Raw genomic sequence first — 13,907 nt, 5'->3', positions numbered from 1 at the left:
GAGATTCAAATCTCCTAGTACTCGGCATTCTTACCAACGGAAATACCCCTTTATATTTCCTTTTATTATCAGTTTCGATGTTTTCCTAGCTTTAAACTGAACCGCTACGATGGCGTTGCAATTCAGTACGCAATACAGCAATTTCTGCCCGTAGTTCGTCAATCATTGCCTGTACATCTAGAGGTTCGGGACTGGATTGTCCAGTACCAGAGGCAGGCGTAGAATAACCTCCACTTCCTGTTCCAGCAGCTTCAGAAGAACGTTCGGCTCGTTCCATAACTTCTGTAGTAAACGAGCGCATATGCTCTTTAAGTTCGGCATCTAATTTACCTAGTTCGCTTAAAGCATCGGTAAAAGCGCCCTCCATCCGTTCGTTAATGACTTCGGCTGCTGCTCTGCCAACGAAAAATGCTTGCACAAGGGGGTTACTCATAATTAATTTTTTTTATGGTTATCCGCAAAAAAATTATAACTTGCTACTATGCCCAACGTGCTTATATAACGCTGGATTTGCTTGACATAATTTTTGGGCTGTTTTATCTACAAAGCGATACATATTACCGCAAATCTTCGTAGAATATGGCTTTGAGCAAATTCCAGCTTGAGGAAGCAAGCGAGTATCCCATAATTTTTTTAATAATTCTTCAGTTCAATTTGAAAATAGAATTTCAAATTAGCAGTTTGCTTCATGTCATCAAAACTACATAAATCAGATTTATATTTAAATTTTTAAAACCAATCAAATAAGATAATGCTTCGATTCACAAAACTAAGAATATTCAGAAATATAAAGAAAGAAGCTTTTTGCTAATCAATATTACCATCATATGTTAATAGCATTTTCGTTATTTAGGCATTCTAAAATGACTCTAATTATTTTTTAGCTATAAACGATTTTATATACAACTATCACTAAATCTTATTTTTACTATAGACAACACTACTTAATTCACGCAGTGCGTCCGTAATATATGTCAAAGCAATACTAATGATAATAATTTGCACTTTATCTAAAGCATTCTTGAAAGACCAATTTGATACCCAGAGTATATTTAATCACCAAAAATCATCAAAATATATTAGAGAGAATTGCAAAGTAGTTGATTTTTGCTTATTCATGTAGAGCTTCTCTAACTTCTATCACAATAGATATCTCCGAAAAAGAAAAACACCCCTTTCCATTAACGCGTTCACGAATTGCGGTTCAACGCTTTCTCGTTCGTGTAAGCGTCACCGGAGCAGTAGAGTAACTTCTTCCCACAGGGAGAGAGGCTTTTACACCCCCACTTCCCATGTCCTAAGAGGACACACGCAATACCTACGGTACGCTTCACTAGGCGCGAACGTAGAGAAGAGGGTGAGGGGTTAGGTGTGCAACGAAGTAAATTTGTTGAAGATTATTTCTTGAGTTATTTCAACACTGCATATAGATAAACATCTTCTGCGGTTGTTGTATATACATAAGTATTATTGATAAATATTTTTAATAGTTTTTATCTAAAATTGTATGCTTTCAAAAACTAACAAGGATTTCTTCGCTTATGCTGTTCAAATTTTGATGCAAAGGCAAGAGTAAAAACAAGCGCAAATATTAAGTTACTTAAAGTTTAGCAACGTAAATGTTGTTAAAGTAATGTATATTGAGTTTAAGCAACACAAATGTTGCTAAAGTCACGAATTCTACACATATGGAAATAAAACTTTCATCTAGCATAAGTTAGAAGTTATTGCTTTTGAATCGCTGACTATAAATGCAACTAAAATAATAGTTAATAATTAGTATGAAAAGTTATGTAGGAGATGTCAGACAAAAGGACACTCTCTTAAAGTCCATCACTTTAGACCAACTTCAGGTATTTGAAGCTGCTGCTAGACACTCTAGTTTTACTCGCGCAGCAGAAGAATTATTTGTAACCCAACCAACCGTATCAATGCAGGTGAAACACCTCACGCAAGCGGTAGGCGTACCTCTTTTTGAATACGTAGGGAAGCGTATTTACTTAACTGAGGCAGGGAGAGAAGTATTAGGTACCTGCAAAGAAATCTTCAAATGTCTTGACAGACTTGAAACTACCATTGTCGATTTAAAAGGAATGAAGCAGGGGAGACTGCGACTAGCAGCAGTTACCACAACCAAATATTTTATTCCTAAGTTACTCAAGCCATTTTGTAAGCTATACCCTGGGGTTAGCGTTTCTTTAGAAATAACGAATCATAATGTACTACTATCTCGGCTGAATGAGAATCTCGACGATCTATATATTCTCAGTTGTCCGCCAGAAAGGGAAGACATGGAAACAAAGGCATTTTTAGATAACCCTCTAGTCTTAGTTGCACCATACGATCATCCACTTGCTTTCAAACGTAACATTCCATTGAAAAGCTTAATAAACGAGCCTTTTATTATGCGCGAGCAGGGTTCTGGAACCCGTAAGGTGGTTCAGCAATTTTTTGCTCAAAACCAAATATCAGTACCAATAAATTTAGAACTTGGTAGTAATGAAGCTATTCAGCAAGCTGTAATTGATGGTTTAGGACTTTCAGTTCTATCTCTTCATACATTAAATTCCGCAGAAACAATCAAAAAATTAGCGATATTAGATGTTGAAGGTTTTCCTTTATATCGTCAGTGGCACGTCTTGTATCCTAAGAAAAAGCAACTTTCTATTACTGCCAGTACTTTTTTAGAATATTTGCTAGTGCAGAGCCAGCAATTTTCTGTGGATCAAAAAAATCCTTTGCGGCTAATTGAAGAATTGCAGACAATGGCATCCTTTACTGTATAGGAATTAAGAGGTGTATCATGTTCGGTTAAACAGTTATTATATCTGTGAGGGTTGGTAATAGGTAATTAAAAATGGCTCATTGGTAATAAACAACTATCTAAACCTTCAAGATATAGTAAGTAATAAGCCGAACTTTATATTATTAGATTTTAGAGTTTTATGTTGTCAAGATGACCTACGTTATTACTTGCAACAGCTTTCACTCAAGGTTCGCGATCGCTAGAATCTGATGATTATACAAGTGGTTGAAAGTTAGGAATTAGGAATAACTAATTTCTTCTTCAATGCCCAATACCTGATTCCCCATACCGATATTAATCTAATTCCCGGCGACCTTCTAAAGCCCTTGCCAATGTAACTTCGTCAGCATACTCTAAGTCACCGCCTACGGGTAAACCAAAGGCGATTCGCGTTACCTTGGTGAATGGCTTAATTAATTGTCCTATATATAATGTAGTGGTTTCACCTTCAACACTAGGGCTGATTGCTAGAATAACTTCTTTAGGTTTTCTTTGACTTATTCGTCGTACTAAAGGTTGAATATTTAACTGTTCGGGGCCAATACCTTCTATAGGAGAAATCACTCCTCCAAGAACATGATATTTACCTTTGTATTCCCTGGTTTTTTCTAAAGCAATCACATCGCGGGAATCTGCTACAACACATATAGTTTCATTGTCGCGCTTGGGATTGCGGCAGATTTCACAAACGGCTTCGGAAGATAAATGAAAGCATTCTCGACACAAGCCGACTCGTTTTTTGGCATCAATTAAAGCCTGTGCTAAAGCTTCTATTTCGGCTTCAGGTCGTTTCAAGATGTGCAGCGCTAATCTTTGAGCGGTTTTGGGTCCAACTCCGGGTAAGCGTTGCAGTTGCTCGATTAATCGTGCTAAAGGACGTGCGTAAACCGTTTTCTTATCTCCAGTATGTGCGTACCTATATATAATGACATTCTTAGAGAATTTTAGATTGGTTAGTTTGATTAATTTAAGGTGAAAGGGGAATGATATCCAAAAAAATTCTACCAATTGACGGGTTTACAATGCAGCCATTTAAGTTGTCCGATTTGGATTCTCTTACGGCTATCTGGTCAGATCCAGAAGTAACTTGATTTCTTCCGAGTCGTGGCGTTCCTATTCCCAAAGCAAAGGTAGAAAAGTCTCTCACATCATTCGTCGCACATTGTCAACAACAAGAATATGGAATTTGGAAAGTTGTAGAAGATGCAACATCGAAAATGGTTGGCTCCGCAAGGACTTCGTTATTTAGAAGAATAAAATGAAGTAGAACTTCTCTACGACTTAGCTAAAACATATTGGGGAAAAGGAATTGCAACACGAGCAGCGAAAGCATCGGTTTTATACGGTTTTGATACAGCTAATTTAAACAGAATTATTGCACTGGCTTTCCCTGAAAACCAAGCTTCAAGAAAAGTTATGGAGAAAGCGGGCTTAAAATACGAGAAACAACTACACATTTTAATTTCGATGCTCTTTGCTACTCTATAGAACGGTAGAGATGTATTTGCTTGAAGAAGCTCAAAAACTATGATTATTTCAAAATCAACGGATTGCGGTAGCATAATCAAAGTCTGCCACGACTCGTCAATTTAAATACATTTTTTTGGAATTATTATGGTAAATACCTCTACAAGTTTTCCAGATATTAAAAATCACTGGGCAAGAAAATTCATTGAAGCTCTAGCAACTCGAAGGATTTTAAATGGTTATCCCGACGGTAGTTTTCGTCCAAATTACTCAGTCACAAGGGCTGAGTTCGCAGCCATTATTACATCTACTTTTTACCAAATTCCTAAGAAACGAGAATATATACCTTTCGTTGATGTTCCTGCAAGTCATTGGGCATTCTCGGCAATCAAAAAGTCTTACGAAACAGTTTTTATTAGCGGGTTTCCTAACCGTGAATTTCGTCCTGCCAACCGTATTACAAGGGCAAATGCTTTAGTTTCAATTATTAGCGGTTTAGGATTTACTAGCAGCGTCGATAGCGATTTATTAAGCTTTTTGCCGCAAATTTATCAGGATTACAATCAAATTCCTGAATACGCCAAAATAGCAATGGCAATCTCTACAAAAGCTGGTTTGGTTGCAAGTTTTCCAGATATCAAATTACTCAATCCCACTTTAGCCGCAACTCGCGCCGATATTTCTGCTTTTGTTTATCAAGCTTTAGTTTATTTGGAGCAAGCTGAAAAAATTGAATCTGAGTATTTAATTTCATCCCAACTATCTATAAATCCTGATTTAGACAAAGCTCGGAAATATGACATTATTTGTTTTGGTGATGAAGTTCCTGGTGTTTTGAGTTTGGTATGTGCATCGCGAGAATATAATCGTCGTACTGGAAAATATCCCCGCAGCTTATTATTATTTAAAGGAAACTCTCAATTAGGAATTGGCGGTCATTTAGTAAGAGGAGGATTGTCTTATCTTGACCGTTCGGCTGTTCCAATTTCAATCCGTCGGGATTTAGATTTAGATACTTTTGGAGATTCACCGGCAATCTATGACGAGTTTTTGCAACGTTCAGGAGTTTATCAAATCGCTTTAAATCCGCAGAATGCTAATCTGACTTTACGTCAAATGTTGCAAGAAGTGAAAGCGAATATTCTCAGCAATGCAGAAATTAAATCGGTAGTTAAATACGATAAAAAAATAGCTGCTATTGAATTAGTTAGAGATGAAGTTTATACAGCAAAGCATTTTATTGACTGTACTGTCAATGCCGAATTAGCTCAATTTGCTGGTGTCAAAAAACTTAAAGGGTTTGCAACATTTGGTTTACCAGATTCTGAACTATCGGTAACTTTGACTTTTCAAACTAAAGGGTTGTCTGTAGAAAAACTCAAGCGTATAGAATACGAATATTTAGAAGGCTTTACTAACCCAGCTAATATGCAGTTTCAAAACTTATTAAATATTGCTGCCGGTAATAATTCAGAATTTGCCGATTATCTCAGACAAGGTTTGATAGATGGAAATGGAAACTTGAAAACGATGTACGCTGGAAAAGATTACATCGATGTTCGTTCTAAGGCTTTATCAATTGCTTATCATAGTTTCCGGGGTACTCCTCTATCTCTACAGGTAAGCGGAAGTGTTTTAGATAATGGTAATATCGCTATTTTAGATAACAATACATTGTCTTGGAATGCTTTGCTGTTCGATGTGAATGCAGATAAAGCAGAAACTTTAGCAAGAAAAAAGGCGTTGCCGACAGCCGGAATGCTTCAAGAAATGGAATCTGTTGCTAAATGGTTTAAAAATATTGGCGCTCTGGAAGTAGTACCAGCTTCCGAATTATACATCCGCCACGCAGGTAATATTCTCGGAGCAGTAAAACCTTTGACGGGAGCAGAAATGCTAGCTGGGGGAGTTCCAGAAAATCAAGCTTTAGGAACTTTTGGCTATCATTTTGATATTCGTGGAGGTGTTGCAGGTTTAATTGATAGAAGCTCGGAAAAAGGCTTACAAAAACCGAGTTTACATTTACCACCTTTATTTAATTTTGGTGTCCAACACGCCTTAGTTAAAGATGTTCCCAATCTCGCTGTTATCAGCCCTGCTTCTGGGTTTAAAGGTTATGCTTCCTCTGCTGGCAGAATCGTTGAATTTAACTGTGGTGTTGGGCAAGGTGTGGGTATTGGGATAGGAATAGCGCTTTCAGAAAATCGTAATTTGGCAGAAATTTCTAATTTAGAGGTGCGGGAAGTTTTAGTAAATACGCAGCGTTTACCGAAGATATATGGAGTTAGTTATATCGAGCAAGCACGGGAATTGGATGTTTTTGAGAATTTGATTGCTTGATTGATAATACTCCTATCCCGGTAGAAGATTAGCTATAGGGTAGGTTGGGTTGAACGGAGTGAAACCCAACATTGCTCTGGGTTTCGTTCCTAAACCCAGCCTACAGTTTTTCGGTAATCTTAGAGCGGGAAGGGAGTTAATAGCTCAAGTCTTCCATAAAGATGTTTTAAAAGTATGTTTTTAGCTCAATTTTATTATGGATATTAAGGAATTACTTGAAAGAATAGCTAAAGGTGAAAAAGATTTTGTTGGTATTGATTTGAGTAAACGTATTTTAATAAGTTGGTGCGTGACGGTAATTCCTAATTGTTTCTTTGCGCTTTATAAATTAACGTAACCGTCACACACCCTACAAACTACAAACTATAAAAAATTACACAACAAAAAATGCCTCCCGATTGCTTGGAAGGCATTTTTATTTATTGTAAAGACGTAAAATTTTACGTCTCTACATTATTTAATTATTAACCGTTGATTGCGGGAGCGCTTACTGCAACAGGAGCAGTTTCACCAGCAGCTAAATCAAGTGGGAAGTTGTGTGCATTTCTTTCGTGCATTACTTCCATACCCAAGTTAGCTCTGTTCAATACATCAGCCCAGGTGTTTACAACTCTACCGCTAGAATCGATTACAGACTGGTTGAAGTTGAAACCGTTCAAGTTGAACGCCATGGTGCTGATTCCCAAAGCGGTGAACCAGATTCCGACTACAGGCCATGCAGCTAAGAAGAAGTGCAAGCTACGGCTGTTGTTGAAGGAAGCGTATTGGAAGATTAAACGACCAAAGTAACCATGAGCAGCTACGATGTTGTAGGTTTCTTCTTCTTGACCGAATTTGTAACCGTAGTTCTGAGATTCGGTTTCGGTTGTTTCACGTACCAAAGAGGAGGTTACCAAAGAACCGTGCATAGCACTGAACAAAGAACCACCAAATACACCAGCTACACCTAATTGGTGGAAGGGGTGCATCAAAATGTTGTGCTCAGCTTGGAACACGAACATGAAGTTGAAGGTACCGGAGATACCTAAAGGCATACCGTCAGAGAAAGAACCTTGTCCGATGGGGTAGATCAAGAATACTGCGGTTGCTGCTGCTACTGGAGCAGAGAAAGCAACACAGATCCAAGGACGCATACCCAAGCGGTAAGATAATTCCCACTCACGACCTAAGTAGCAAAATACGCCAATTAGGAAGTGGAAACATACCAATTGGTAAGGACCACCGTTATACAACCACTCATCTAGAGAAGCTGCTTCCCAGATTGGGTAGAAGTGTAAACCGATAGCGTTAGAAGAAGGAACAACTGCACCAGAGATGATGTTGTTTCCGTAAATCAAGGAACCTGCAACAGGCTCGCGGATACCATCGATGTCAACAGGAGGTGCTGCTACGAATGCGATGATGAAACAAGTGATTGCAGAGAGTAGGGTAGGAATCATCAAGACACCAAACCAACCGATGTATAAACGGTTATTGGTGCTGGTGATCCATCCACAGAACTGCTCCCACGCTGAAGCGCTTTCGCGTCTTTGTAATGTGGTTGTCATGGTTCGGATAATTGCGTTTGTCTTTTATAAAGCGGTAAGTCTTTTTGCTCACCTATATATACCTTAAAGGAAAGTTTACGTTTTGTAAAGGAATTTTAATTAAGTTTGTTTTATACAACATATTAATTTCTGTTATCAGCGAACAATTCAGTGAGCAGTGAACAGTGAACAGTGAACAGTGAACAGTGAGCAGTGAGCAGTGAGCAGTGAGCAGTGAGCAGTGAACAGTGAGCAGTGAACAGTGAGCAGTGAGCAGTGAACAAGTTCTGCCTATTTCCTATTTTCATGCTCAATCCTCAATGTCCAATGCCCAATGCCCAATCTTCTCAACCGGGGGGCCATTTCATTTGTCTTCCACCAAGGATATGTATGTGTAGGTGATAGACAGTTTGTCCTCCGTCGGAGCCGGTGTTGATAACAGTGCGGTATCCGTTATTTAATCCGGCTTCTTCGGCTACTTTATTGGCTGTTAATAAAAGATGTCCCATTAATGCTTGGTCTTCGGGTGAAGCGTCGGCTAGTTTGGGAATCGGTTTTTTGGGGATAACTAGAATATGAACTGGTGCTTGAGGGCTAACGTCTTTGAAGGCTAATGCTAAGTCATCCTCATAAACAATGTCTGCTGGGATTTCTTTTCTAATAATTTTGCCGAAAATTGTGTCTTGTGCTGTCATTTCTTATTTATTGCGATCGCAGGGCATCAATTGTTAATGATAGGACAGAGAGTTCAACGGTTTGTCATCTAATCCACTGATGTTTCTAATACTGGTGAAAGTTTTAGATTTTGAACGTTTTTGTGCCTCGAACGTGCTAAAAGATTGTTTTCGCTAGGAATTCTCAGCTTTGATGCTAAATTAAGATATTCAAGCATTTTAATAAAGCTATAGGTAGGATCTGGAAGATAGGCAACACGTCCAGAACGAATCGTTATCCCGTGCCGACTGGATGATTGAAAGGCATGATGAAGATTGTGCCAGCCTTCCCCCAAGGTTAATACTGCGACAAAAAGATTATTTCGACTGAATTCGTTGGTAATAAACGGGCGATCGCCGACAATATGAGAAAGGGAGTTGACGGTTTGTACGCCGTGGAATAACAAGGTTGTGCTGAGAAAAAATGCACCAAGATATTCAACACCACCGATGAAATATGAAAGTGCGGCAAGTGCTAATACAGGAACGAAATGCAAACGGTCAATAACCTTTAAGACAATGTCGTTTTCAACATCTTTAGGTAACTTATCTGGAAAAAAGTTAGGTGATAGCAACCAACCACCTTGCGACCAATAAAATCCTTTAATTTTATTAACCCATGTATTTGGTGAATGAGGATCTAGTTCTTTATCTGCATGTTGATGATGAGTCATATGATGCGCTTTCCACCAGCTAGGTCCCATCTGTCCTGCTGATGCCGTTATAAAACTGCCAATCCATAGAACTGGGGTTGGAGCTTGATAGCTTTTGTGGGTAAGTAACCTGTGGTAGATAGCGGTTGTTCCTAACATTCGGATTAAGTATAAAAATACAATCCACGCAGCAGCGCCCCATGACAAACCAGTCATTAAAACGAGCAACGACCCGAAATGACTGAAGATAATCAATATCGGGCCGATTACATAAGCAACAATCGTAAGTGGGGAATACTGCCTCATTTGTTCGTACTGTCCTGAAAGTATTGAGAAGGAAGCCATTTAAGTTCTAACTATGCGGAAGTCCAACCGTATAATCACCTTTAAAGACAGTAGTTGAGAACTAGTACTAATACAAGCTATTTCTAAAACTGGTATTGGAAGCAAAAAAAATTTGATTTATAGCGAAAATAAGCTAGTTAAATTAACGAACCACTTTTGGTTTCGTTGAGAATTAGGCAGAAAGTTTGGGTTTGCATTACAGAATTTCTCCTAATCAGTAGGTTGGGTTAGACACGAAAACAAAACTGGATTTGTAACGAAAATCTTTAAATCGTGTCGTAAGCCAACATCGCAATTGCTTGTAAAAATTATGTTGGGTTAAGCATTATTATAGATTTTTTATAATACCTAATTTCCTCGTGCGCTTGACTCAACCTACGAACTGATAAAAAACCGCAGAGACGCAGAGTACGCCGAGGAAAGAGGTTTTATAGAGATTAGTAGCAAGCGTAGAACTAGCGCGAGTACAACAAGCAACATAAAATAATTTTCAGCTATAACTGATGAGTTAAAAGTTTTTATACTAATCGGTTATATAAATATGCTTGCTAGAGTTTGGAGTGCATCAATTGTCGGTATCGATGCGATTAAGGTAGGTGTGGAAGTTGATGTTTCGGGTGGTTTACCGGCAATTGTGATGTTGGGTTTACCCGATAGTGCGGTTCAAGAATCAAAAGAAAGGGTAAAAGCAACTTTAAAAAATGCGGGTTTTGCCTTCCCGATGCGTAAGATTGTAATTAACTTGACTCCTGCCGACTTACGTAAGGAAGGTCCTTGTTTTGATTTACCTATTAGTGTGGGTATTTTAGCGGCTTCCGACCAAGTTAATCCCGATTTACTAGGTGATTTTTTATTCCTGGGTGAAGTTTCGTTAGATGGTAGTTTGCGCCCAGTAGCTGGTGTATTACCAATCGCTGCTGCGGCGCAAAATATGGGAATTACGGCTTTGGTTGTACCTGCTGATAATGCTCAGGAGGCGGCAGTTGTTAAAGGATTAGATGTTTATGGTTTTGAAAATATCTCTGATGTTGCTGATTTTTTAAATAACCCTACAGGTTATAAACCCGTAGAGCTTGATGAAACTGTAGAAGAGTGCCATGAAGACACAGCATTTACTCATCATCTAGATTTAAAAGATGTTAAAGGACAAGCCCACGCACGTCGGGCTTTAGAAATAGCTGCCGCAGGAGGGCATAATTTGATATTTGTTGGTCCTCCCGGAAGCGGTAAAACTATGCTGGCAAGGCGTTTACCCGATATTTTGCCGCCGTTGGTTTTTGACGAATCTTTGGAAGTTACCCGCATCTATTCCGTCGCTGGTTTACTCAAAAATCGCGGTACATTAATACGCGATCGCCCTTTCAGAAGTCCCCACCATTCGGCGAGTGGTCCTTCTTTAGTAGGTGGTGGCAGCTATCCCCGCCCTGGTGAAATTTCTTTATCACATCGAGGCGTACTTTTCCTAGATGAGTTAACAGAATTTAAAAGAGATGTTTTAGAATTTCTGCGTCAACCTTTAGAAGATGGGCAAGTAACTATTTCTCGTACCAAACAATCTGTAATGTTTCCCGCACAGTTTACCTTGGTAGCGAGTACTAATCCTTGTCCTTGCGGCTTTTATGGCGATACCATCGAGCAGTGTACCTGTTCCCCGAATAAGAGAGAACAATATTGGGGTAAGCTATCAGGGCCGTTGATGGATAGAATTGATTTACAAGTTGCAGTAAATCGTTTAAAACCTGAAGAAATTACCCAGCAACCCAACGGAGAAACATCGGCAACCGTTAGAGAAAGAGTTTTAGTTGCACGGGAAAGAGCATCCAAACGATTTGCAAAGGAAAAAATTGTTCGCTGCAATGCCCAAATGCAAAGCAGTCATCTCCAGAAATGGTGCAAGCTAGACGATGCATCACGCAATTTATTAGAAATGGCTATTAGAAAATTAAGTTTATCAGCAAGAGCTAGCGACCGTATATTAAAAGTAGCGAGAACTATAGCAGATTTAGCTGGCGATGAAAATTTACAGCCCCATCATGTAGCTGAAGCCGTTCAATATCGGACAATAGATAGAATGCAATAATCAAATGGGCATGGGGCATTGGGCATTGGGAATGGGTAATAGGTAATTGGTAATTGGTAATTACTCCCCCTCTTCCCCCTCTACCCTCTCTCTTCTTAAGTATAATTACTTTCATCTTTACCAATAGTTGATACTCATCTAAAATAAATAAACCCTGAAGATGCACAACTGTAGATGGATTGGAGTAGCTTGCTGCGAAGTTTACAATCTGACTTTATCAGACGTTTGGCTGATGGTTGTTTGCTGCATTGTCAAAGTGTTGGTCAACATAGCGAACTAAGTACTATCTCTGGTGAGAGGTTAAAACAGTTACGCGATTTTTGCTGGGTGATGGCAGAGAAGTACAAGCGCGTTTCTTCGGTGCGCGATGTTTTTATTAGCTATCTCAAGGGAAAGTTGGGTGAGGAAGTAGTAAAAGAAAGGTTGGCTGATTTTATTACTGAAGTCGATTATGAAAAGCGATTCGGTGGAGATGGTAATGTAGATTTTATGTTAACTAACAATCCTTTAATTGGGATTGAAGTTAAATCTCGCCACGGTTATTTTAATAAGGTTAGATGGTCAGTTTCTGTTGATGAAGTACAAAAAAATGCGGTTATTGTTTGCGTTTTAATTCAGGAAGAAGTAAATGAAGCGCAATCTAAATATAATATGGTTTTGGCTGGGTTTTTACCAACTGAAATGATTAAGTTGAGAACTGGTAAAATTTCTTTTGGAATCGAACAATTATTTTATGCTGGTGGGTTACGTTCTTATTTAGAATACTTACAGGCTTCTACAAGTTATATTCCTGCAAATATTTCTCCCCAGCAGCAATTATTGAAAACATCGCTAAATCAAATCGCTACACCTATTGTGACACCTGTTGAAACTCAAGAAAATTTAAATCAGCTTTATATTCAGCAAGGTGATGAATGCTTCAACAAAAAACTTTATGATGCTGCGATTGAAAATTATAGTCAAGCTTTAGAAATTCATAAAAGCGATGCCAATTCTTATTACAAACGCGGTAATGCTTTTTACTGTTTGAAAAATTATAGTCAAGCAATTGCTGATTTTACTCAAGCAGTAAATATAAATCCTAATTTCGCTAAGGCTTATATAAAAAGCGGGTTGACTCGATATGAATTAGCAGATTATTACGGAGCAATTGAAGATTATACTCAAGCAATTAGAATTAATTCTTACGATGCGGTAGCTTTTCAGAACCGTGCTGATGCGCGCTCTATGATTGGAGATAGTCAAGGTGCAATTGAAGATTACACTCAAGCCGGGAAAATTAATCCTCATTTATTAGAAACACAAAGATTAGAATCGCAGCAAAAGAATCTCAATATCGAAGAAAATTCTCATAATTCTACAACAGATAACAATAAAGATAATTTAGAGCGCGAGAATCATCAGCGAGCCATTGAAGTTTTCACGCAAGTCATCGAAATAAGTCCCGATGATGCAGTTGGTTACAAAAAGCGTGGCAATGCACGTTGCGATTTGGGCGATTACTTACCAGCCATTGAAGATTTTACAAAGGCAATCGGGATAAACCCTTATGATGGTGATGCTTATTTTTATCGGGGAAATAGTTTTTACGAGCTGGGAAACAAACCCGAAGCAATTGAAGATTACACTCAAGCAATACAAATAAATCCTAACGATGCAGATGCTTATATCAATCGCGGTAAGGTGCGGGATGAATTAGGAGATACCCAAGGGGCGATCGCTGATTTTCAAATCGCGGCAGATTTATATCAGAAAGCGGGTAAGGTGCACGAACATAAGGATACTAAAGAAAAGATTTTAGATTTGGAAATTGAAGAATCGCTTGATGTGTTGGATTTTTGATAGTTATCAATTATCAATGTTAAATTCCTAATTCTACGCAAAGCTCCTTTAACAATACATCAAATAAGTATTATTAATTACTTTATATCGGAGTTAATTACTTCACAAAAGCATCATAATGATTGTATAATTTAA

Annotated in this window: 9 protein-coding genes and 1 pseudogene; 5 read left to right on the top strand and 5 right to left on the bottom strand. The window is 38.4% G+C overall.

What is annotated here, in order from left to right:
- Window positions 1-91: 91 nt before the first annotated feature.
- Window positions 92-433 (bottom strand): DUF6825 family protein, encoded by a 342-nt coding sequence (locus RIV7116_RS26730; RefSeq protein WP_015121451.1) that lies wholly within the window; start codon window positions 431-433, stop codon window positions 92-94.
- Between the two features lie 1,348 nt (window positions 434-1,781).
- Here RIV7116_RS26730 and RIV7116_RS26725 point away from each other — a divergent pair.
- Complete coding sequence (locus tag RIV7116_RS26725) at window positions 1,782-2,786, top strand: LysR family transcriptional regulator (protein WP_015121450.1); 1,005 nt, start codon at window positions 1,782-1,784, stop codon at window positions 2,784-2,786.
- Between the two features lie 314 nt (window positions 2,787-3,100).
- Here the strand turns inward: RIV7116_RS26725 and recR are convergent, their stop codons facing one another.
- Window positions 3,101-3,730, bottom strand: coding sequence for a recombination mediator RecR (gene recR / locus RIV7116_RS26720; RefSeq protein ID WP_044292394.1), 630 nt, complete (start codon window positions 3,728-3,730; stop codon window positions 3,101-3,103).
- 351 nt (window positions 3,731-4,081) lie between these two features.
- On the opposite strand from recR, the pseudogene RIV7116_RS37700 reads away from it, so the two are divergent.
- A pseudogene (locus RIV7116_RS37700) lies at window positions 4,082-4,294 on the top strand (GNAT family N-acetyltransferase); the annotation flags it as partial.
- A gap of 126 nt (window positions 4,295-4,420) precedes the next feature.
- Window positions 4,421-6,613, top strand: a complete 2,193-nt coding sequence (locus tag RIV7116_RS26710; protein WP_015121448.1) for an S-layer homology domain-containing protein — start codon at window positions 4,421-4,423, stop codon at window positions 6,611-6,613.
- Between the two features lie 464 nt (window positions 6,614-7,077).
- On the opposite strand, the gene psbA is transcribed toward RIV7116_RS26710, so the two are convergent.
- From psbA to RIV7116_RS26695, 3 genes are all read right to left on the bottom strand, one after another.
- The gene (gene psbA, locus RIV7116_RS26705; protein WP_015117135.1) at window positions 7,078-8,160 is read right to left on the bottom strand and encodes a photosystem II q(b) protein; all 1,083 of its coding nucleotides are present in this window, start codon (window positions 8,158-8,160) and stop codon (window positions 7,078-7,080) included.
- A 326-nt stretch (window positions 8,161-8,486) separates the two neighbouring features.
- On the bottom strand, window positions 8,487-8,834 hold the full coding sequence (locus RIV7116_RS26700) for a histidine triad nucleotide-binding protein (RefSeq protein ID WP_015121446.1): 348 nt from the start codon (window positions 8,832-8,834) through the stop codon (window positions 8,487-8,489).
- A gap of 68 nt (window positions 8,835-8,902) precedes the next feature.
- The gene (locus RIV7116_RS26695) at window positions 8,903-9,850 is read right to left on the bottom strand and encodes an acyl-CoA desaturase (RefSeq protein ID WP_232435725.1); all 948 of its coding nucleotides are present in this window, start codon (window positions 9,848-9,850) and stop codon (window positions 8,903-8,905) included.
- 541 nt (window positions 9,851-10,391) lie between these two features.
- On the opposite strand from RIV7116_RS26695, the gene RIV7116_RS26690 reads away from it, so the two are divergent.
- Window positions 10,392-11,930, top strand: coding sequence for a YifB family Mg chelatase-like AAA ATPase (locus RIV7116_RS26690; RefSeq protein ID WP_015121444.1), 1,539 nt, complete (start codon window positions 10,392-10,394; stop codon window positions 11,928-11,930).
- A gap of 174 nt (window positions 11,931-12,104) precedes the next feature.
- Window positions 12,105-13,772, top strand: a complete 1,668-nt coding sequence (locus RIV7116_RS26685) for a tetratricopeptide repeat protein (protein WP_015121443.1) — start codon at window positions 12,105-12,107, stop codon at window positions 13,770-13,772.
- Window positions 13,773-13,907 lie beyond the last annotated feature (135 nt).

Source organism: Rivularia sp. PCC 7116 (genome assembly GCF_000316665.1).
Taxonomy (GTDB): Bacteria; Cyanobacteriota; Cyanobacteriia; order Cyanobacteriales; family Nostocaceae; genus Rivularia.
This window is presented reverse-complemented; position numbering and strand designations above follow the sequence as displayed.

Excerpts from the sequence above, each read along its gene's own strand:
- RIV7116_RS26730 (WP_015121451.1), bottom strand. The coding sequence starts at position 433 with ATGAGTAACCCCCTTGTGCAAGCATTTTTCGTTGGCAGAGCAGCAGCC.
- RIV7116_RS26725 (WP_015121450.1), top strand. The coding sequence starts at position 1,782 with ATGAAAAGTTATGTAGGAGATGTCAGACAAAAGGACACTCTCTTAAAG.
- RIV7116_RS26710 (WP_015121448.1), top strand. The coding sequence starts at position 4,421 with ATGGTAAATACCTCTACAAGTTTTCCAGATATTAAAAATCACTGGGCA.
- psbA (WP_015117135.1), bottom strand. The coding sequence starts at position 8,160 with ATGACAACCACATTACAAAGACGCGAAAGCGCTTCAGCGTGGGAGCAG.
- RIV7116_RS26700 (WP_015121446.1), bottom strand. The coding sequence starts at position 8,834 with ATGACAGCACAAGACACAATTTTCGGCAAAATTATTAGAAAAGAAATC.
- RIV7116_RS26695 (WP_232435725.1), bottom strand. The coding sequence starts at position 9,850 with ATGGCTTCCTTCTCAATACTTTCAGGACAGTACGAACAAATGAGGCAG.
- RIV7116_RS26690 (WP_015121444.1), top strand. The coding sequence starts at position 10,392 with ATGCTTGCTAGAGTTTGGAGTGCATCAATTGTCGGTATCGATGCGATT.
- RIV7116_RS26685 (WP_015121443.1), top strand. The coding sequence starts at position 12,105 with ATGGATTGGAGTAGCTTGCTGCGAAGTTTACAATCTGACTTTATCAGA.